The 19,161-nt window shown below is 71.9% G+C and carries 18 protein-coding genes; 5 read left to right on the forward strand and 13 right to left on the reverse strand.

The genetic code is table 11. The features are described 5' to 3' along the window. Positions 1-18 precede the first annotated feature (18 nt). Genes Q0937_RS07585 through Q0937_RS07595 form a run of 3 tightly spaced genes read right to left on the reverse strand, consistent with a single transcriptional unit; the run spans position 19 to position 3,565 of the window. Complete coding sequence (locus Q0937_RS07585) at positions 19-1,374, reverse strand: dihydrolipoamide acetyltransferase family protein (protein ID WP_299301829.1); 1,356 nt, start codon at positions 1,372-1,374, stop codon at positions 19-21. Then, positions 1,374-2,417, reverse strand: coding sequence for an alpha-ketoacid dehydrogenase subunit beta (locus tag Q0937_RS07590; protein ID WP_299301832.1), 1,044 nt, complete (start codon positions 2,415-2,417; stop codon positions 1,374-1,376). Before Q0937_RS07590 ends, Q0937_RS07585 begins: the two co-directional genes overlap by 1 nt. After that, a complete protein-coding gene (locus tag Q0937_RS07595) occupies positions 2,414-3,565 on the reverse strand; it encodes a thiamine pyrophosphate-dependent enzyme (protein ID WP_299301835.1) in 1,152 nt (383 codons plus the stop codon). The genes Q0937_RS07590 and Q0937_RS07595 overlap by 4 nt, the downstream gene beginning before the upstream one ends. A gap of 179 nt (positions 3,566-3,744) precedes the next feature. Here Q0937_RS07595 and Q0937_RS07600 point away from each other — a divergent pair, with 179 nt between their 5' ends. Beyond that, a complete protein-coding gene (locus Q0937_RS07600; protein ID WP_299301838.1) occupies positions 3,745-4,215 on the forward strand; it encodes an Lrp/AsnC family transcriptional regulator in 471 nt (156 codons plus the stop codon). Positions 4,216-4,361: 146 nt separating this feature from the next. Here Q0937_RS07600 and Q0937_RS07605 read toward each other — a convergent pair whose 3' ends face one another. The 5 genes from Q0937_RS07605 to Q0937_RS07625 all read right to left on the reverse strand — a co-directional run bounded on the left by Q0937_RS07605 (position 4,362) and on the right by Q0937_RS07625 (position 12,554). Next, positions 4,362-5,381 carry a Gfo/Idh/MocA family protein gene (locus Q0937_RS07605; RefSeq protein ID WP_299301841.1) on the reverse strand — a complete coding sequence of 340 codons (1,020 nt, stop codon included), beginning with the start codon at positions 5,379-5,381 and terminating at the stop codon, positions 4,362-4,364. Further along, the gene (locus tag Q0937_RS07610; protein ID WP_299301844.1) at positions 5,375-6,406 is read right to left on the reverse strand and encodes a Gfo/Idh/MocA family protein; all 1,032 of its coding nucleotides are present in this window, start codon (positions 6,404-6,406) and stop codon (positions 5,375-5,377) included. Before Q0937_RS07610 ends, Q0937_RS07605 begins: the two co-directional genes overlap by 7 nt. Positions 6,407-6,618: 212 nt before the next feature. After that, positions 6,619-10,041 (reverse strand): GH36-type glycosyl hydrolase domain-containing protein, encoded by a 3,423-nt coding sequence (locus Q0937_RS07615; protein WP_299301847.1) that lies wholly within the window; start codon positions 10,039-10,041, stop codon positions 6,619-6,621. Continuing rightward, positions 10,038-11,069 carry a LacI family DNA-binding transcriptional regulator gene (locus Q0937_RS07620; RefSeq protein ID WP_299301850.1) on the reverse strand — a complete coding sequence of 344 codons (1,032 nt, stop codon included), beginning with the start codon at positions 11,067-11,069 and terminating at the stop codon, positions 10,038-10,040. Before Q0937_RS07620 ends, Q0937_RS07615 begins: the two co-directional genes overlap by 4 nt. 162 nt (positions 11,070-11,231) lie before the next feature. Further along, positions 11,232-12,554 carry an aminotransferase class I/II-fold pyridoxal phosphate-dependent enzyme gene (locus Q0937_RS07625; RefSeq protein WP_299301853.1) on the reverse strand — a complete coding sequence of 441 codons (1,323 nt, stop codon included), beginning with the start codon at positions 12,552-12,554 and terminating at the stop codon, positions 11,232-11,234. A 183-nt stretch (positions 12,555-12,737) separates the two neighbouring features. On the opposite strand from Q0937_RS07625, the gene pdxS reads away from it, so the two are divergent. Next, positions 12,738-13,661: a pyridoxal 5'-phosphate synthase lyase subunit PdxS gene (pdxS, locus tag Q0937_RS07630; RefSeq protein WP_299301856.1), complete on the forward strand. Its 924-nt coding sequence runs from the start codon at positions 12,738-12,740 to the stop codon at positions 13,659-13,661. Then, the gene (gene pdxT, locus Q0937_RS07635; protein ID WP_299302488.1) at positions 13,655-14,311 is read left to right on the forward strand and encodes a pyridoxal 5'-phosphate synthase glutaminase subunit PdxT; all 657 of its coding nucleotides are present in this window, start codon (positions 13,655-13,657) and stop codon (positions 14,309-14,311) included. Before pdxS ends, pdxT begins: the two co-directional genes overlap by 7 nt. A gap of 61 nt (positions 14,312-14,372) precedes the next feature. Here pdxT and Q0937_RS07640 read toward each other — a convergent pair whose 3' ends face one another. Continuing rightward, complete coding sequence (locus tag Q0937_RS07640) at positions 14,373-14,867, reverse strand: flavodoxin domain-containing protein (protein WP_299301858.1); 495 nt, start codon at positions 14,865-14,867, stop codon at positions 14,373-14,375. Positions 14,868-15,118: 251 nt separating this feature from the next. On the opposite strand from Q0937_RS07640, the gene Q0937_RS07645 reads away from it, so the two are divergent. After that, positions 15,119-15,667, forward strand: coding sequence for a hypothetical protein (locus tag Q0937_RS07645; protein WP_299301861.1), 549 nt, complete (start codon positions 15,119-15,121; stop codon positions 15,665-15,667). A 102-nt stretch (positions 15,668-15,769) separates the two neighbouring features. On the opposite strand, the gene Q0937_RS07650 is transcribed toward Q0937_RS07645, so the two are convergent. From Q0937_RS07650 to soxR, 4 genes are all read right to left on the reverse strand, one after another. After that, on the reverse strand, positions 15,770-16,411 hold the full coding sequence (locus Q0937_RS07650; RefSeq protein WP_299301864.1) for a response regulator transcription factor: 642 nt from the start codon (positions 16,409-16,411) through the stop codon (positions 15,770-15,772). Further along, positions 16,408-17,799 carry an ATP-binding protein gene (locus Q0937_RS07655; RefSeq protein ID WP_299301867.1) on the reverse strand — a complete coding sequence of 464 codons (1,392 nt, stop codon included), beginning with the start codon at positions 17,797-17,799 and terminating at the stop codon, positions 16,408-16,410. Before Q0937_RS07655 ends, Q0937_RS07650 begins: the two co-directional genes overlap by 4 nt. Before the next feature lie 91 nt (positions 17,800-17,890). After that, positions 17,891-18,079: a hypothetical protein gene (locus Q0937_RS07660; protein WP_299301870.1), complete on the reverse strand. Its 189-nt coding sequence runs from the start codon at positions 18,077-18,079 to the stop codon at positions 17,891-17,893. A 137-nt stretch (positions 18,080-18,216) separates the two neighbouring features. Then, on the reverse strand, positions 18,217-18,735 hold the full coding sequence (gene soxR, locus Q0937_RS07665; protein WP_299301873.1) for a redox-sensitive transcriptional activator SoxR: 519 nt from the start codon (positions 18,733-18,735) through the stop codon (positions 18,217-18,219). Positions 18,736-18,831: 96 nt separating this feature from the next. Between soxR and fdxA the strand changes: the two genes are divergently transcribed. Beyond that, on the forward strand, positions 18,832-19,161 hold the full coding sequence (gene fdxA, locus Q0937_RS07670; RefSeq protein ID WP_299302491.1) for a ferredoxin: 330 nt from the start codon (positions 18,832-18,834) through the stop codon (positions 19,159-19,161).

Here is a 19,161-nt window from a genome sequence, read left to right on the forward strand (position 1 = left end):
GTGCGGAACATCCATGGACTACCTCGTCAGCAGGATCGCGGGATCGGACAGGACATCGGCGACATCCATGAGGAAGCGCGAGGCCTCCGCGCCGTCGAGCACGCGGTGGTCGAAGGAGAGGGTGAGGGTCACGACCGTGCGCAGCGCGATCTCGCCGCGGTGCTCCCACGGCTGGGTGCGCAGCGCCCCGATCGCGAGGATCGTGCTCTGGCCGGGATTGAGGATCGGCACGCCGCCCTCGACGCCGAACACGCCGACGTTGGTGACGGTGAGGGTGGAGCCGGTCAGCTCCGCCGGGGTCAGCGCACCTTCTCGTGCCGTGGCGACCAGGGCGGTGATCCGCTCGGTGAGGGTCAGGCCGTCGGCCTCCTCGGCATCCGGCACCGTGGCGACCACCAGCCCGCGCTCGGTGGCGACGGCGATGCCGAGCGCGACGCGGGCGAAGTGCTCGATCTCCCCGGCCTCGGTGTCGTAACGCGCGTTGGCCGACGGGGTGCGGGCGGCGGCCGGCAGGATCGCCTGGCACACCGCGGCGAGGAAGGACGTCTTCCTTCCCCTCCGCGCCGGGTGACGCAGCCGTTCGAGGGTGTCGGTGACGTCGATCGTGGTGTGCACCGAGGCCTGCGGGGCGGTGAAGGCGGAGTCAGTCATCGCCCGGGCCGTCTCGCGGCGCAGCCCGGTGACCGGGACGCGGGTGGAGGAGCGAGTGCTGGCGCCAGGCCTCGTGCCGGCACTCGTCGTGCTCCGTGCGCAGGCCTCGACGTCGGTGCGCAGGATCCGGCCGCCCGGGCCCGAGCCGTGCACCGCAGTGAGGTCCACGCCCAGGTCACGGGCACGTCGTCGCACCGGCGGCAGCGCCTTGGGGGTCTCGCCCGCGGCAGCCTCCGCGCTGCCGCTCACGGCCTGCGCCGCGCGGCCGATGTACGGCTCGGTCTGGAAGGAGCGGGGCCGACGGCGAGGCCGTCCGGTACCGGGCAGCACGGGCCCGTACCCGACCAGCACCTGCTGACGCTGCGGAGCGGCGGACTTCGTCGACGAGGCTCGGCGGGTGGTGTCGGTCGCAGAGTCGTCGGCCGCTTCTGCGTCGGCCGCTCCGGCGTCGGCCGGAGACTCACCCGCGGGATCCGCACCCACCGCACCCACCTCCTCGAAGCCGATCAGCGGCGAGCCGACGGCGAGGGTCTCCCCCTCGGCGGCGTGCAGCACGCTGACCCGGCCGGCGCGGGGGCTCGGCAGCTCGACCAGGGCCTTCGCGGTCTCCACCTCGACGAGCGGCTGGTTCAGGGTGACCTCGTCACCCACGGCAACCTGCCAGGCCACGATCGTCGCCTCGGTGAGTCCTTCCCCGAGATCGGGGAGTCGGAAGTCGCTCATCAGGCTGCCTCCCTCGAATTGCGGCGGCCCAGGGTGCGGTCCACGGCGTCCAGGATCCGGTCGATACCGGGCAGGTAGTGGTCCTCCACCGCGGCGGGCGGGTAGGGGGTGTCGAAGCCGGTGACCCGTTCGGGGGCGGCCTCCAGATGGTCGAAGCAGTCCTCGACGGCCGAGGCGATCACCTCCGAGGAGAGCGAGACGTTCCCCGGTGCCTCGTGGGTGACCACCAGGCGGCCGGTGCGGCGCACGCTGGCGGCGACCGTCTGCCGGTCCAGCGGGGAGAGAGAGCGCAGGTCGATCACCTCGAGGCTGATGCCGTCGTCCTCCGCGGCGACCGCTGCCTCGAGCGCGGTGACCACGAGCGGACCGTAGGCGACGAGGGTCGCGTCGGTCCCCGTCCGGAGCACCCGCGCGGAGGAGAGATCAGCAGTCACGGTCGTGTCCACCTCGCCCTTGGACCAATAGCGGCGCTTCGGCTCGAACACCATCACCGGATCGGAGCATTCGATCGCGGCACGCATCGTGGAGTAGGCATCCTGGGGATCGGCGACGGTCACCACCCTGAGGCCCGGAGTGTGGGCGAAGTAGGCCTCGGGCGATTCCGAGTGGTGCTCGACGGCGCCGATGCCGCCGCCGAAGGGGATCCGGATGGTCAGCGGCATCTGCACCGTCCCGCCGGTGCGATAGTGCAGGCGGGCGACCTGGGCGACGATCTGGTCGAAGGCCGGGTAGACGAAGCCGTCGAACTGGATCTCGCACACCGGGCGCATGCCCCGGTAGGCCATGCCGACGGAGGTGCCGATGATCCCCGACTCCGCGAGCGGGGAGTCGATCACCCGGTCGGCGCCGAAGCGGTCCTTGAGCCCGTCGGTGATGCGGAAGACGCCGCCGAGGGTGCCGATGTCCTCACCGATCAGCAGCACGTCCGGATCTGCCTCGAGTGCGTCGCGCAGGGCGGCGTTCAATGCCGCGGCCATGGTCATCGTCGTGGTCTGGGTGGTGGCCTGTGCGGTGGTCACCGCAGGGTTCGGTGTGGTGGTCATGCCGAAGATCCCTCCGTCTGCTGGCCGTCGGCCTGCTCGGGAGCAAGGGAGTTGCGGAACGCCCGGAACTGCTCCCGCTGCCGGACGAGGCCCGGATGCTCGGTGGACAGCACGTTCTCGAAGAGGCTCTCCGGGGCAGGCTCGGGCAGCGTGGTCACCGCCTCCCGCAGCGCAGTGGTGGCCTCCAGGCTGCGGCGCTTCGCCTCGGCACGGAGCTGCTCGACGTCGGTGCCCAGCTGTTCGAGATGACGCTCGAGACGCGCGATCGGGCAGCGCCGTCGCCAGCTCTCCAGCTCCTCCTCGTCGCGGTAGCGGGTGGGGTCGTCGCTCGTGGTGTGGGGGCCGAGGCGGTAGGTGACCGCCTCGATGAACATCGGCCCCTTCCCGGAACGGATGTGCCGAGCCGCGAACAGGCTCACCGCCCGCATCGCGAGTACGTCATTGCCATCCACGCGAAGGGAGGGGATCCCGAAGCCGGTGGGGCGCAACGCGATCGGGACCGTGGCCTGCAGGGCGACCGGCTCGGAGATCGCGTACTGGTTGTTCTGGCAGAAGAAGAGCACCGGGGCGCGGAACGAGGCGGCGAAGACCATCGCCTCGTTGAGGTCGCCCTGGCTGAGGGCGCCGTCCCCGAAGCAGGCGACGGCGATGTCGTCCTTGCCCTGCGCCTTCGTGGCCATCGCGTAGCCGACGGCGTGATGGGCCTGCGCCCCGATGATCACCTGCGGGGTGGCCATGTGGTGGGCGAAGGGGTCCCAACCGGACAGGGTGGTCCCGCGCCAGACGGAGAGCATCTCCCCCGGGCTCACTCCCCGGCACCAGGCCAGGCCGTTCTCCCGGTACGAGGTGAAGAAGAAGTCCGTGCTCGGCAGGGCGCGGGCCAGGCCGATCTGGGCGGCCTCCTGGCCGCGCAGCGGCGGCCAGAGCCCCAGCTCGCCCTGCCGCTGCAGGGCCACGGCCTCGTCGTCGAGCGCACGGATCACGGCCATGTCGAGGAAGAGGCCGGTCAGCAGTTCCTCGTCCACGTCGCGCAGGAGGGGATCGAGGGTGGGGTCGGGGTGTCGGGTGCCGTCCTCGGCGAGGACGTACAGGGGCTGCACGAGTCCAGCGACCAGGTCGTGGTCGGGAGCTGACGTGGTCGTCAACATTCGGACCTCCAGAATCCGCCGCGCCGGGTAGGCGCATGGGACGTCCGCACCGGGTGGGTGCGCGTGACGTCATCGTCACCGTGCACGCTACGCCGAGGGTGCAGGACGTGCAACGGAAACCAGAGAACTTCAGCACAATGCTCAACACTCGAGGCTACGGAGGCGTAGAATAGTGCACTATGCGCATCGTGGATGACACCGACCGTCGGCTCCTGCTGGCCATGACGGAGAATCCCCGCTCGACGATCGTCTCCCTCGCGGAGCGGCTGGGCCTGTCCCGCAACACCGTCCAGTCACGCCTCGCCGCGCTCGAGGCGGGGCAGACGCTTCAGGGTTACGACCGGCGGTTGCATGCGGCCTCGCTCGGCTATCCGCTGACTGCGTTCATGGAGACGCAGGTGGATCAGCCTCGGCTGGAGCAGGTCATCGCGCAGCTGCGCGAGATTCCCGAGGTGGTTCAGGTGCACGGGCTCAGCGGCCTGAACGACATCCTGGTGCGCTGCGTGTGCCGCGACACCGACGACCTCTACCGGGTCAACAAGCTGATCCTCGGCTGCGAGGGCGTGATCCGCACCGACACCTCCCTCGCGATGGGCGAGCTGATCCCCTTCCGCCTCGCCCCGGTGCTCGAGCGGGACCTGGGGCGGTGAGAGGTGGGCCTGGGCGGCGACCCTGGGCAGATTGCCCACGACCCCGTCGATCCCCTCTGGACTGTCGTTCGGGGGCATTCCCGGCGACAGCTCAGAGGGGATCGACGCCTCGGAGGCGGGTGTGCCGACGAGACGGGTACAGCGACTCAGCCCCGAGCGAGCGTCACCGGCTGGCCGGTGCGCACCGACTCCTGAGCGGCGGCGACCACCGCGACGGTGCGCAGCCCCACGTCACCGGTGGGATCCGCCGCGCGGCCCTCGCGCACGGCGCCCAGGAAGGCGTCCAGCAGCAGGGCGTCGGTGTTCGTCCCGTAGGGGAGCCACTGCCCCGGGCCGCCCACGTGCTGGGCGAAGGCGTCGATCTGGAGCTGCCCGCCGGTGCCGAGGGCCTGCAGGCTCAGGCCTCCCCAGGTCGCGGCGTCGGGCGGCATCGACCAGGAGCAGTCGATGGTCGCGACCACACCCGAATCGTAGGTGAGGGTGACCAGGCCGCCGGTCTCGGCGCCCTCGCCAGCCCGGTCGGCGTAGAGGATGCGGTTGGTGACCGCGTGAACCGTCGCGGGCGGTCCGAAGATCGAGTCGAGGATCTCGGCCAGGTGCACCGTGTGGTCCACCATCGCGCCGCCGCCGGCGAGCTCCACATCGGTGAACCAGTCGCGGGCCGAGGGCAGCTTGCCGTTGTTGGTGCCGGTGAGTCCGACGACCTCGCCGAGGGTGCCGTCGGCCACCGCGGTGCGCAGGGCCTGTACCGCGGGGGCGAAGTGCACCGGGAACGCTGTCATCAGCACCACGCCGGCCTCACGGCAGGCCGCGACCATCGCTTCGGCGTCGGGGACATTCGTGGCCAGCGGCTTCTCGCACAGCACGTGCACGCCGCGGCGAGCAGCCTCGAGCACCAGGTCCTTGTGATGGGCGTTCGCACTGGTCACCACGATCGCGTCAGGGCCCTCGGGCCAGGCGTCCCACGCCGCGGCGTAGGAGGGGACCACGCGCACGCCGCGCACGTCGCCGTAGCCGTCGGGGTCGGCGACCACGAGGTCCACGTCGGCGCGCGCCCCGAGCTGCGCCGCGTAGCTCACGGCGTGGGTGTGCGCGCAGCTCATCAGCGCGATCTTCAGCTCGGGAGCGGCGTGGCCGGCAGGGTCAGTGGGGTGTGCGGTCAGCATGTGATGCTCCGTCCGGTGCGCAGGGACTCGAGGGCGGCGTGGGAGACCTCCACGGCGAGCGCGCCGTCGGCCGCCTCCACCCGGGTGGGGGCGCCGGTGCTCAGCGCCGTCACGAACTCGACGATCTCGGCGGCGTAGGGGTCGGCCAGGACCGAGACGTCGGGGAGGAAGCCGTCGCCGCTGGACTGACGGGAGGAGGCAACGGCATCGAAGACGATCCCGGAATCGCCGGCGCTGTCGTACTGCAGGCGGCCCGCGTCACCGGCGAGATCGAAGGTGTAGCGGAAGGCGGTGCCGGCCGGGCCCCAGAAGCCGCGGCAGTGACTGAGCGCGCCGGAGCGGTGGGTCAGGACCACGTGTGCGGTGCGCACCGCGGAGTAGGAGGGGGCGACCGCTTGCTGGGCGTAGACCGTCGAGACGGGGCCGGCCATCCAGAGCGCCTGGTCGATGTCGTGGATCATCCGGTCCATCACGATGCCGCCCGAGAGCTCCTCGTCCGCGTACCACTCACGACTCGGCAGGGAGCCGGTGCGTTCGAAGCGCAGCACGGCGAGCGTGCCTACGGCGCCGGTGTCGATCGCTCGCTTCGCCGCGGCGTACTGCGGGAAGTACCGCACCACGTGCGCCGGGAACAGCCTGCGGCCTGCCTTCTCGGCATGCTCGACGAGGTCGCGTGCCTCAGCGGGGTCCAGGGCGAGCGGCTTCTCGCAGATTACGTCCTTGCCGGCGTCCAACGCCGCACGCACGATCTCGGGGTGCGCCGGGGTGGGGGTGCAGACGTCCACGACGTCCACCGCGGCCAGCAGCTCCTCGAGAGTGTCGTGCACGGTGGCGCCGGACTCGGTGGCGAACTCCTGCGCTCCCGCGTCGCTGTAGCAGTGCAGGTCCACGCCGAGCTCGACCCAGCCCGGCAGGTGGGCGCGGGAGATGCCACCGGTGCCGACGACGCCGACGCGCAAGGGGCGCGGGGCCTCGGGCGGCACAGCGACTTCGGAATCAGCCTCGGGGTGCGGGGTGGTGGTCATGCGCGGGCGGTCCTTCCTCAGAGAGGGGCGTCGGCGCTGGGGTGAAGAGCACCGGACGGTGCGACCGCCGAGCGGTCGTCATGGCGTGCATTACCGCACGCTATCAGCGCAGACGCATTATGTAACCCCTTTATGAAATATGCCCGGAGCTGGTCGAGCATCCCGGAGAAGGTCGATGCGGTTCAGACCCCGCGCGGGGCGGGAGGGGCGGCTCAGCCCAGCCGCACATCCAGCACCGCACCGGCGCGCACCTGCTCCACGGGGACCGAGATCCCGGCCTCCCGGTAACGGGCCGTGAGGGGTGTGCCGACGATGACCTGCCCGTCCACGCTCAGCTCGCGCACCCCGCAGCCGGCCACCCCGCGGAGGAAGCGCACGGTGAGGAAGCCGCCGGCGTAGGGGATCTCCGCTTCGATGCCGTCCAGCGCGGCGGGGAGCACGGGGTCGATCTCCAGCCGCTCTCCGCGCCGGCGCACGCCCAGCAGGTCCTCGACGATGATGCGCAGCAGCAGGCCCGGCCCGGAGGAGTAGACCCGCCAGCCGCCCTCGAAGCCCGTGGACTGCGCGAACAGGGCACCAGGGTTCTCGGAAGCGGTGTATCGATCGGGGAAGACTGCGTCGGAGCTGGAGTAGTAGCAGTTGGCCTGGCGCACTCTCGCCCCGCGCACCCGCTGGCCGAGACCGATCGGGACGGCCTTCAGCAGCTCGGTCCAGGCGAGGTCGGCCTCGCCGAGGTGGGTGAGCGCCTCGATCCAGCGCAGGTGGGCGTGCATGTACATCAGGCCCACCTCCCGGCCCCAGAAGGTCGCCGCCTCCGCGCGCTGGAAGATGTGCATCTCCCCGCCGTGATAGCTGAGGGGCCGGTCGAAGAGGTACAGGCCGGTGGGCCCGGCGAGATGCTCTCGCAGCAGTGCGAGGTGATGACGGGCCTCGGCGGGGGTGAGCAGCTCATCGGCCACGGCGTGGATCATCTGCAGGGAGCCGTGGCGCACCCCGGTGGTGGTGTCGCTGGGGTGGACCAGGTGCTCGACCTGACCGCCGTCGAGGATCGCGTAGCCGGCCAGCTCGCCGTCGACCAGCAGGTGCTCACGCAGGCCCTGCTCGGCGCCGGCGGCCAGAGCACGGCAGCGCCGCTCGAGCTCGGCCCCGCGGGCGTCGGCGTCCTCCGCGAGGGCGTCCGCGAGCACGGTGAGGGCCTTGACCTCGAGCTCGGTGGTCCAGGTGGAGCACATGTGCTCGGCGAGCTCGGGGCGGGCCGGCTGCAGGGAGTCGTTCCAGTCGCCGTGGCCGTAGGCGGGCAGGCGCGGGTCCTCGGTGCGGTGCCCGACGATGTGGTCGAGGGCGCGGGAGAGGTGGTCCAGGACCGTGGTCGGCTCCCCCATCGCCTGCTCGCCCACCCAGGGGGCGGTCTCCTCGAGCATCCCGTGATCACCCGTCACGGCGAGGTACTCCCCGAGGGCGAGCAGCGGCCAATAGACGACGTCCCCGTGGGCGTCCCGCATCCCGGGCCCGGTGTGTCCGGGCAGGTAGTCGAACCATTGGGGCCAGGTGCCGTCCTCCTGCTGGGCCGCCATCACGCTCAGCAGGGTGCGGCGCAGCACGGCCGGCTCATCGGTGGCCAGCAGCAGGCCCACGGGGCCCTGGCACACGTCGCGGGTGCCCCAGGCGCCGCCGGAGTACTGCTCGAGCCCGCGCGGGGAGCGGAAGTGGATCGAGGCGTTCTGCGCGAGCCAGCCCAGCGTCTCACCGACCGCCGCGACTTCTTCTCCGCCGCCGCGCAGTGCGGGCAGGCGGGGGCGATAGGCGGCCGACGGGGCTGCGGCGGACGGCTCACCTGCGGCGCCCGAGCCGACCGGAGCGCTCGAGCCGACCGGGTTGGCCGCTGTGCGGGCAGCGCCCGGCGTGCGGGGAGCGCCCGGCGTGGCCTCCCCGTGCAGCAGCCGCACCCGCGCGGACTGGGAGAGGTCGAGGCGGGCGGTGAGCAGTCCGGTGCCGTGCACGCTGCCGTCGGAGAACAGAGCGGAGTCATCCCCGATCTCCACCGGACAGCCGTCTGCGATGACCTGGAGCGCGAGCTCGGCGGACTCGGTGCCCACCACCAGCAGCAGCTCCGCGCCCGGCCCGGGCTCGCCGCTGACCTCGATGTCCACCAAGGCGCCCTGCCCGAGCAGCACCTCGGAGCTGATGCGCAGGGTGAGCGTCTCGGTGAGGTACAGCCACTGGGAGGAGGCGCCGTCGGTGAGCCAGAGGGAGGGGGTGGACAGCAGCGACCAGCCGCCGTCGGCCGTGCGCAGCAGCAGGCGCACCCCACCGCTGCGATCCAGGCCCAGGTAGGAGCGGCGCACCGTGGTCAGGGCGCCCGTGGACGCGTGGCCGAGGGTGAGCTGGGAGCAGAAGACGCCGCGCATCCAGACCGTCGAGGCGACGGTGTCCAGATCTGCAGTGCCGCTGCCGTGGACCTGCTGGATGTGGCCGTGCGGCCGCAGGACCAGGCGCTCCTTGGCTGCGGTGACGAGATGGCCGCGGTCGGAGAAGGCGCTCAGCAGCCGACCGTCCTCCTCGAGCAGCCGCAGCGGCCCGCCGGCGAACTTCTCGCACTGCGCGTGATCAGCCTCCTGCACCGCGAGCGGCGGCGCGGCGGCGAGGAGGGATGTCGCGAGCGGAGAGGCGGCGGACTCGGTGGTGGCGGGATGAGAGGTGGCGGGATGTGAGGTGGCGGGTCGCGCGTCGGGGGCGACGCCCTCCGCCTCTGCGGGAGCGGGTTCAGCGGCCGCAGCGGGCAGCGCCGCCGGCGCAGCCAGGGATCCCTCGATCCGCTCCTGCAGCTGCCGGATCAGCGTCGCATCCTGGGGCCCGGTGGCCGCGGGATGATCGGCGAGCGCGAAGCCCCAGAAGCTGCCCCTCCACTCCTGGCCGGGGGCGAACACCAGCGGCGCGGTGCGCAGCGCGACGAGGGTGTGCTCGTGCTGCAGGCGCTCCGAGGGCAGGTCGCGGGCAGGATCCAGGCCCTCCCCGGTGCGGCGGTCCAGCAGCTGGAGGGCGTCGGTCCCCCATTCGGCGAGGGGGGTGCTGGCTCCCACGGCCGCCCAGGGTGCGGCGGGCCCGGGCATGTTCTGGCGCACGGCGAGGGCGAGCGAGGCCTCCCGGCCGCCGCCCTGCGGCAGCTGCACAGGGGTGAGGTCGAGATACTGGGCGACGTACTGCTCGTTGCGGCGGATCGCGTCCCGCTCGGTGAGCGCGATGTCGAGGGTGTGCAGCAGGTCGAGCTCGAGGGGCGCGTCACCACCGTGACGCAGATGGATGCTCCAGGCCCAGGCCTCGCCGTCGGCCGCGACCTGGAGCCGGGTGCGGGCTTCGAGGCCGTCGTGGACGGTGAGGATGGTGCCGTCGGCCAGGAGGCTGCCGCCGCTGGTGGGGCCGGTCAGCGGCCGCGAGCGGTGCCCGTTCTCGGTGCGGAGGCGCAGGTGCACTGCGGCCGGCCCGGAGCCTGCCTCCGTGGCGGGATACTGCAGCAGGCTGAGCGGGCCGGCGTCGAGCCGGCGGGCGTCACCGGAGCTGGTGGTCTCGGCGGCCACGGAGAGCAGCACCGGGTGGGTCTCTGCCGTCGTCCCAGTCGTCGTCCCAGTTGTCCTCACGCGAGAATCTCTCCTTCTCCGGGGGTACCGCATCCGCAGGTCGCGCGATGCACGATCCGGGAAGGCAGGACGACGGGCTCCTCGAGCGGGGCCTCGCCATCGATCAGGGCGGCCAGCCGACGGGCGGCGAGCGCGCCGAGCTCCTGGACCGGTTGGGCGACGGTGGTCAGCCCCGGGCGCACGTAGCGGGCGGCGAGGACGTCGTCCCAGCCGGTCACCGCGATCTGCCCTGGGACGTCGACCCCGAGGTCCTGCAGCTCATGCATCAGGGCGAGGGCGAGCTCGTCATTGCCGCAGATCACGGCGTCGAGCGCGATCTCCTCCGCCACGATGCGGCGGGCGACGGCGAGCCCCTCGGCCTCCACCGAGTCGACCTCGAACACGGCGGCGGGCTCGAGCCCCGCCTCCTCGAGGGCCGCCTTGACACCGCGCAGGCGCGCGCCGACGTCGGAATGGGGTTCGGGACGGCCTACGAAGGCGATCCGGCGGTGCCCGGCCTCGAGCAGGTGGCGGGTCAGCTGCGCCGCGGTCTCGCGGTTCTCCGCGAACAGGGCGTCGCGGCCGGGGAGGCGGGAACGGGCTGCGGTGAGCACGGGCCTGCGCCGGGCGATCTCGGCGATCAGCTCGTCGTCGGCGGCGCTGCGGGCCATGAAGGCGATGCCGTCGACGTTCCCGGCCAGGGTGCGCACGGCCTGATCGGGGGTGCTGCCGGCCCCGGCCAGGGAGATCACCACCGAGAGTCCACGTTCGCTCGCGGTCATCTCGAAGGCCACCAGCAGCGTGGCGTAGTAGGGGCCCACGATGTCCGGGAGCACCAGGCCGAGGGCGTGGGTGCGGCGGCCGGCCAGGGCGCGGGCCGCGCCGTCGGGCAGGTAGTTCAGCGCACGCACCGCCTCGAGCACCGCCTCCCGGGTGAGGGGGGCGACCTTCGCACTGCCTGCGAGGGTGCGCGATACCGTGGCGGTCGAGACCCCGGCCCTCTGGGCGACGGCATAGATGGTGGCAGCCCGTTCACTGTCCTGGCTCATGTCTGCTCTCCGTGAGGTCTCGAGGCCGGTGAGGCGGTCGGGGGAAGTCGTCGCATCCTCGCGACACCCCGAATGAAACCGCTTACACGCCGGGTCCCCCGAACTTACGGCACCGCCGCCATGCGTGCAAGGTCCAGCGACAGCCGGCAGGGGACGGGCAGCTCAGGGCGAGAGCTGGGAGGGGGTCGCGGCCGCCGCCAGATCCTCCGCCAGACGCCGCATCTCCTCGGACGTGAGGTCATGCACGGTCAGCCGCAGGTGCCGGGACGGTTCCGCACCGGGCGCGAGCCGGAAGTCGTCCCCGGTGCGCACGAGCCATCCTCGGCGCATGAGCCGTTCGGCGACCACTCGGGCGGGCACGGGCACGGGGACCCACAGGCTCATCCCGTCGCCCGCCTCCACCGGCAGGCCCAGCGCCGTGAGCTGAGCGGCGAAGGCGGTGTTCTGCGCGGCGTAGTGGATGCCGGCTCGGTCGATCAGCGCGAGCGCGTCCGGATCACGGAGCACGGCATGCGTGATCCGCTGCAGCAGGTGGCTGACCCAGGTGGTGCCGGGGCTGAGCCGCTGGGCGAGCCGACCGGCGGTCTCGGGATCGGTCGCGGTGGCGGCCAGGCACATGTCGGGGCCCACGAACTTCGAGACCGAGCGCAGCAGCGCCCAGCGCCGGTGCGCCGGGCCGATGATCGAGTGGAAGGGCTGCTGGGAGAGGAAGGAGTAATAGTCGTCCTGGATGACCAGCACATACGGGTGCTCGACGAGGACCTCTCGCAGGGCGGCGGCACGCTGTGCGGTGAGGGAGGCGCCGGTGGGGTTCTGGGCGCGGGGTGTGCACACGACGGCTCGCACCCCCTGGTCCAGCGCCGCACGGAGGCCCTCGACGGTCATCCCCTCGGCGTCGACCGGGACCGGGACGGCGCGATAACCGCCGTGCCGGGCGATCTGGATGCTGGCGAGGAAGCAGGGATCCTCGAGCGCCACGGCATCGTCCCGCATCAGGGCCTGGGCGAGCAGACGCTCCACGGCATCGACGGCGCCGCTGGTCAGGGTGAGGTGCAGGTCCGCGGGATCCCCCGGGGCGTCGGGACTCATCCACTCCCGGACCCACTGCTCGAGCTCGGGGTCGATCACGGGTTCGCCGTAGAGCACGGGGCGCCCCGCCGCGGCGGTCAGGGCCGGGGCGAGGTCGGGGATCAGGCGCGGGTCGGGGTTGCCGGTGGCGACATCCATGAGCGATCCGGCGGAGGCGAAGCCCTCCTGCGCGACGGCCTGCCGCTGCGCGACCCGGGTGCCGGCGCGGCCCAGGGAGACCACGACCCCGGAGCGGGCGAGCGTGCGATAGGCGGCCACAGCGGTGTTCCGGTTGATCCCGAGCTGCTCGGCGAGTGCGCGCACAGGGGGCAGGCTCTGCCCCGGGGACAGGTCGCCACGGTCCACGAGGGCCCGCACGCTGTCGGCGATCTCCGCCGCGGTTCCGCCGCTGATCACCCGCTCATCTCCATGCTCACCCGCCCGAGTCTAGGCGGCTGCAGCACGGGTCCCTGCTGGGAACGGCCCGCTGTCACCCACTGGCCCGGGCCGTGTTAGTTTTGGCCTAGGTCAATGTGGTGCAGGGAGGGTCGACGCGTCAGATGCCGTCGGCCCGCGCCGCGAGAGCGACGAGGGAATCCCATGGACAGCACTGGCACCACCGCCTCCACGCCCACCACCGGCACCGGCACCGGCACCGGCACAGTCAAGCGCGGCCTGGCCGACATGATGAAGGGCGGCGTCATCATGGACGTCGTCACCGCCGAGCAGGCGAAGATCGCCGAGGACGCCGGCGCGGTCGCGGTCATGGCCCTCGAGCGGGTCCCCGCCGACATCCGCGCCCAGGGCGGGGTCTCCCGCATGAGCGATCCGGACATGATCGACAGCATCATCAGCTCCGTCTCGATCCCGGTGATGGCCAAGGCCCGCATCGGCCACTTCGTCGAGGCGCAGGTCCTCCAGGAGCTGGGCGTGGACTACGTCGACGAGTCCGAGGTGCTCTCCCCCGCCGACTACCTCCATCACATCGACAAGCACCGCTTCACCGTCCCCTTCGTGTGCGGCGCGACGAACCTCGGCGAGGCCCTGCGCCGCATCACCGAGGGCGCCGCGATGATCCGCTCCAAGGGTGAGGCCGGCACCGGCGACGTCTCCGAGGCCACCAAGCACATCCGCACCATCAACGCCCAGATCCGCGAGCTGTCGGCCAAGAGCGAGGACGAGCTCTACCTCGCCGCCAAGGACCTCCAGGCACCCTACGAGCTGGTCAAGGAGGTCGCCGAGAACGGTGAGCTCCCGGTGGTGCTGTTCGTCGCGGGCGGCGTGGCCACCCCGGCGGATGCCGCGATGATGATGCAGCTGGGAGCCGACGGGGTGTTCGTCGGCTCCGGGATCTTCAAGTCCGGCAATCCTGCCGAGCGGGCCGCCGCGATCGTCAGGGCCACCACCTTCTACGACGACCCCTCCGTGATCGCGGAGGTCTCACGCGGGCTCGGCGAGGCGATGGTGGGCATCAACGTCGCCGACCTCCCCGCCCCGCACCGCCTGGCCGAACGCGGCTGGTGACAGGCGCCCCCGCACCGTCGACCGCCGCGGAAGGGCCCGCCCTGCGGATCGGGGTCCTCGCCCTGCAGGGCGACGTGCGTGAGCATGAGCGCGCGCTCGCGACCCTCGGCGCCACGACGGTGCGGGTGCGCCGTCCGGCGGATCTCTTCGGCCTCGACGCCCTGGTGCTGCCCGGTGGCGAGTCGAGCGTGATCGACAAGCTCTCCCGAGCCTTCGGGCTGCGCGAGCCCCTGCGGGCGGCGATCGTTGCCGGCCTCCCCGTCTACGGGACCTGCGCCGGGATGATCCTGCTGGCGGAGCGGCTCGAGGATGCCATCGCGGGTCAGCAGACCTTCGGCGGGCTCGACATCACCGTGCGCCGCAATGCCTTCGGCCGACAGCAGGAGTCCTTCGAGGCGATGCTCCTGCTCCCCGCGCTCGGCGACGAACCGGTCGCGGCGACCTTCATCCGTGCCCCGGAGGTGGTCCTGGCGGGCCCGGACGTCGAGGTGCTCGCGCGCCTCGAGGACGGCCGGATCGTGGCTGTCCGGCAGGGGAATCTGCTGGCCACGGCCTTCCATCCGGAGGTGTCCGGGGAGCGGCGCTTCCACCGGCTGCTGCTGGAGAGCGCCGCCGTGCGACGAGCAGACGGCACCGCCGGGACCTCCTGACGCGGCGGCATCTCCCGTCGGGAGCTCATCTCGTTCCTCACCGGGGCGCGGCCCCAGGGCGTCAGCCCCGCAGCAACGGCGCGATCTCCCGGCCCCACGCCTCGACGGCCGGCAGGTCACGGAAGTCTCCGGTCGGGGTGCGCATGGACTTCAGCAGCAGCCGCTCGTGCAGGGGGATCCGGTCCATGAGCACCCAGCCGGGGAAGTTCTTCACCGCGACCGGGGTGACCGGGGCCTTCTCGAGGAAGGCATCGGTCGCCTTCTGCTTCCCGCCCTTGGACGGATCGGAGGCCGAGCCCGAGCAGGAGAAGAACGCGAAGGGCTGCTGGCGAAGCGCCTGCGCGTGCTGCAGCGCCCAGGCGGTCGCGGCCTTCTCGATCGCGTCGACCCGTACCCCGGAGCCGAGCACCACGGCGTCATATCCGGCAGGATCGGGCGAGTCCTCGATGTCGGCGAGGTCCGCCTCGAGCCCGACGGCACGCAGTGCGGTGGTGAGGGTCTCGGCAAGGGTGCGGGTGGCTCCGGAGTGGGTCGCGTAGGCGACGAGCACGGTCATGTGCCCCATCCTGCCAGCCGTTCCGCGAGCTCGCGCGGGACCGAGGTCTCGCCGGATCGGCGCACCCGCCCGAGCACCCACCCTGATGGTCTCGTTCTCCGGACAGACGGCGGCGAATCCCCCGGTCAGCGGCAGATCACGATTCTGCTGTCATGACCGTCCAGTCACTGGATAACACGCCCGCAAAGGCGGACAATCACGGCATACGGCCCGGCCGCCGTGGCCTCGGCCGTCTCCTCGAGGAGCCAGCCATGAAGAAGAGAGTCCTGTCCGTCCTCGCGTCGTGTGCGTTGCTGCTCAGCCTGGGGATGTTCGCCCCGGCCACGGCCACCGCCGCCCCCTACTGCGGAATCACCTGGGGCTCGCTCCCCGAATCGGCCTCAGGGATGTCCTCGGCCCAGATCAAGAACCTTCGCTCCGGGCGGCACACCTGCTTCGACCGGCTCGTCGTCGACCTCAAAGGCGACGTCTCCGGCTACTCGGTGAAGTACGTCAGCAGCGTGAACCAGCTCGGCTCCGGGTTCGCCGTGCCGCTCAGCGGCGCCGCCGACCTGGAGGTCCTGGTCTTCGCGCCCGCTCACGACGCCGACTACCGCGCCACCTACACCCCGCGCCATCGCTCGCAGGCCGTGAACGTCGACGGCTACCGCACCTTCCGTCAGGTCGCCTTCAGCGGCAGCTTCGAAGGACAGACCCTGATCGGGCTCGGCGTGCGCGCCCGACTTCCGATGAGGACATTCGTGCTCGACGGCCCCGGCGACGGATCCCGCCTGGTGATCGACGTGGCCCATCGCTGGTGACACCCGCTCCCACCGGCATCTCGAGGACCGACGGCTGCTCCTGTGCAGGAGCGGTCCGTCGGTCCTCCGCCGTGCGGGGGTCCGGCCGCGCGCCCGGCAGCCTCAGCGGATCAGCCGGCGCTCCCTGGCCACCCGCAGCGCGGAGGTGCGGCTGTCCACGCCGAGCTTGTCGTAGAGATGGACCAGGTGGGTCTTCACCGTCGACTCGGAGATGAACAGGACCTTGGCGACCTCCCGGTTCGTCGCGCCGGTGGCGAGCGCTTCGAGGATCTCGGTCTCGCGCGGCGAGAGGGCGGTGGCCGGGTTGGTCATCCGCGCGACCAGCCGCTGCTGCACCTCGGGGGAGAGGACGCTGCGCCCGGCGGCGGCCTCGCCGACGGCGGCGATCAGCGCCTCGGTGGGCGAGTCCTTGAGGACGTAGCCGGTGGCGCCGGCCTCGAGAGCGCCGACGATGTCCGCCTCCGCATCGAAGGTGGTCACCGCGAGCACCCGGACCGCGGGATAGCGGGCGCGCAGCTGCCGGGTGGTCTCGATCCCACCGATCCCGTCACCGAGGTTCAGGTCCATGAGCACCAGGTCGGGGACGCTCTCAGCGGTCTGCGCGAGGAGGTTCAGCGCCCTCATCGCCTCGTCGCCGGAGCCCGCCTCGGCGACCACCTCGATCCCCTCGTCGGCCTCGAGCAGGGCGCGCAGTCCTGCCCTGACCACGGGATGGTCGTCGACCATCATGAGGCGGATGCTCATGCGCCTGGCTCCTGGAGAGGGGTCGACCCAGCGTGGTTCAGTGGGGTGGGGTCCGGTGGGGTGGGGTTCGTGGGAGCAGAGGTGAACGGCGTGCTGGTCGGCAAGGAGAGGCCGACGGTGGTGCCCTCCCCCGGCGCCGAATCGATCGTCACCGTCCCCCCGGCGCGGTCCATCCGCGCGCGCAGCAGGCACAGCCCGTCGCCGCCCTCGCCCTCACCCCGGCGGGGAGCGGCAGAGGGGTCGAAGCCGCGGCCGTCGTCGACCACGTCCAGGCTCACCCGATCCGGCCACCAGGCGAGGGTGAGCACGCAGCGCTGCGCCTCGGCGTGCCGCTGCACGTTGGCGATGAGCGACTGGGCGGCACGCTGCAGGGTCTCCACCTGTGCGGAGTCCAGCTCGCGCGGTGTGCCGTCGATGCGCAGCTCCCAGCGGGGCTGCTCCCCCGGGTCTACGAGCGCCTCGGCCCGGGAGATCGCGGCGCGCAGCGCCTGTTCGAGGGTGGTCTGCGGGGCGCGGTCGGCGAGATCCCGCACCAGGCGGCGGGCGTCGGCGAGGTTCTCGCGGGCGGTGTCCTCGATGCGGGCGAACTCGACGCCGGCCGTCGGGTGGGCGTTGCGGGCGCCGCGGCTGAGCATGACGATCGAGTTCAGGCCCTGGGCGAGGGTGTCATGGATGTCCTGGGCGAGGCGCTGACGCTCCTCGGCGATGCCCTTGCGCCGCTCGGAATCGGCCAGCTCGGCCTGGGCGGCCCGCAGCTGGACGACGAGCTCCCGGTTGCGGTCCGTCTCCTGCAGCAGCCGACGGTGGACGGCATGGGCGATCAGTGAGAACGCCGCCCCGACCAGCGGGCCGAGGATCTCGCCGACTCCCAGCGACCACTGCTCACGGGCGATCACGGGGGCGATCACCGCCCAGAGCGCGACCCCCCACATCACCAGCGGTCCGGCGATGCGGCCGAGCGCGAACAGGACCAGGAAGAACAGGGGGAAGGCGATCCAGACGAACGCCGCGGAGACGAAGGTGCTGGCCATCCAGGCCACCGAGAGGGTGAGCACCCAGCCCCGCGAGGGCAGCAGCAGGTCAGTGCTGAGCGAGCGTCCCGCCGCACCGCGGGCCAGGGCGCGCTGGGATCCGAGCAGGTAGATCACGGCGACCACGGCAGCGGCGAGGATCGCGAGCACCGGGGCCACCGCCTCGGCGGTGATGGCACGCAGAGCGCCGACGCTCGGCAGCACCAGGAACGCCACATGCATCGCGCCGCGCAAGGTGGCGGCGAGGGCAGTGGCGGTATCGCTCTCCGCGACGGCGCGGGCACGGAAGGAAGCACGACCGACGGCCGGCGCCGCAGCACGGGACGCTTCCGGGGAGGGCGCACGATCGAGATCCACACCGTCACTCTAGGGGCGTCGATGGGGCCCCCACATCGTCCGAAAGGTCCGGCGCGCTGGGAGCTGACGTGCCGGCGTCGGCTCCAGGGCGTCAGGGCCGGCCGGGACCACTCCCTGCGCGGGGGTCGGGGCCAGTGGTCGTCGTCGATGTAGCGCGCGCGGCCGACCTGCGCACCAGCAGGATGCTCGCCACCACAACCGCCACCAGGGCCACTGCGGCGATCACCACCACCGCGAGGACGGCCAGGATGAAGAAGATGCCGAGGAAGGAGACGTCCATGGGGTCCTCCTCTGCTGTCACGGGCGGGCTGGACTACCGCGGGAGCGCCCGCATTCCGATGCTCCAGGATAGGTCGGTGCCCCCGTCGTGATGCCCGCGACGGCTCATCGACACTAAGACCTCAAGCATACTTGAGGTCAAGACCTCTCCGCGTCGCCCTCGGGGAACTCGGTGACATCCTCGAGGCGGCGTGGTCCCGGGCCGATCTCGGCGAGGGCGTCATCCGGGTTCAGCAGTGCGCAGGCCTTGAGCGAGAGGCAGCCGCACCCGATGCAGCCGGTGAGCTCGTGCTCGAGCCGTTCGATGGCCCGTCGCCGCTCCTCGAGCCGCTTCTTCCAGCGCCGGGAGGCACGCTGCCAGTCCGAGTGCGAGGGGGTGCTCTCGATCGGGACGTCTCCGAAAGCCTCTTTGACATCGGACAACGGCATGCCGAGCCGTTTCGCGACGGAGATCAGGGAGACCCGGCGCAGCATATGGCGGGGATAGCGACGCTGGTTGCCGCCAGTGCGCACCGAGCCCACCAGGCCGAGCTCCTCGTAATAGCGCAGCGCCGACGTCGCGACGCCGGTGCGGTGGCTCATCTCGCCGATCGTCAGCAGGTCATCGGGCTCGTGGGTGGGATTCACCCGGCCCCCTCTCCTCGTGCTCCGGGTCATGGCCGGTGCCGCGTCCCTCTCGGGCGCGTCGCCTTGACCTCAAGTGCACTTGAGATCCTACGCTCCGAGGAGCATCGAGTGAGAGGACCGAATCCCGTGACCTATGTGATCGCACTGCCCTGCGTGGACGTCAAGGATCGAGCGTGCGTGGACGAGTGTCCCGTGGACTGCATCTACGAGGGCGACCGGATGCTCTACATCCAACCGGACGAGTGTGTGGACTGCGGGGCCTGCGAGCCCGTCTGCCCCGTCGAGGCGATCTTCTACGAGGACGACACCCCGGACCAGTGGGCTGAGTACTACAAGGCCAACGTCGAATTCTTCGATGACCTCGGCGCCCCCGGCGGAGCGGCGAAGATGGGCGTGATCCCCAAGGACCACCCCCTCGTCGAAGCCCTGCCCCCACAGCCGAACCCGCTGGCCTGA

It is taken from the genome of uncultured Brachybacterium sp. (assembly GCF_947500705.1).
Lineage (GTDB): Bacteria > Actinomycetota > Actinomycetes > Actinomycetales > Dermabacteraceae > Brachybacterium.

Bases quoted from the DNA above. Each gene is read 5' to 3' on its own strand.
- pdxS (WP_299301856.1), top strand. From the start codon at position 12,738: ATGGACAGCACTGGCACCACCGCCTCCACGCCCACCACCGGCACCGGC.
- Q0937_RS07660 (WP_299301870.1), bottom strand. From the start codon at position 18,079: ATGGACGTCTCCTTCCTCGGCATCTTCTTCATCCTGGCCGTCCTCGCG.
- Q0937_RS07645 (WP_299301861.1), top strand. From the start codon at position 15,119: ATGAAGAAGAGAGTCCTGTCCGTCCTCGCGTCGTGTGCGTTGCTGCTC.
- Q0937_RS07595 (WP_299301835.1), bottom strand. From the start codon at position 3,565: ATGTTGACGACCACGTCAGCTCCCGACCACGACCTGGTCGCTGGACTC.
- Q0937_RS07640 (WP_299301858.1), bottom strand. From the start codon at position 14,867: ATGACCGTGCTCGTCGCCTACGCGACCCACTCCGGAGCCACCCGCACC.
- Q0937_RS07620 (WP_299301850.1), bottom strand. From the start codon at position 11,069: ATGAGCCAGGACAGTGAACGGGCTGCCACCATCTATGCCGTCGCCCAG.
- Q0937_RS07600 (WP_299301838.1), top strand. From the start codon at position 3,745: ATGCGCATCGTGGATGACACCGACCGTCGGCTCCTGCTGGCCATGACG.
- soxR (WP_299301873.1), bottom strand. From the start codon at position 18,735: ATGACCCGGAGCACGAGGAGAGGGGGCCGGGTGAATCCCACCCACGAG.
- Q0937_RS07650 (WP_299301864.1), bottom strand. From the start codon at position 16,411: ATGAGCATCCGCCTCATGATGGTCGACGACCATCCCGTGGTCAGGGCA.
- Q0937_RS07605 (WP_299301841.1), bottom strand. From the start codon at position 5,381: ATGCTGACCGCACACCCCACTGACCCTGCCGGCCACGCCGCTCCCGAG.
- Q0937_RS07590 (WP_299301832.1), bottom strand. From the start codon at position 2,417: ATGACCACCACACCGAACCCTGCGGTGACCACCGCACAGGCCACCACC.
- Q0937_RS07610 (WP_299301844.1), bottom strand. From the start codon at position 6,406: ATGACCACCACCCCGCACCCCGAGGCTGATTCCGAAGTCGCTGTGCCG.
- Q0937_RS07585 (WP_299301829.1), bottom strand. From the start codon at position 1,374: ATGAGCGACTTCCGACTCCCCGATCTCGGGGAAGGACTCACCGAGGCG.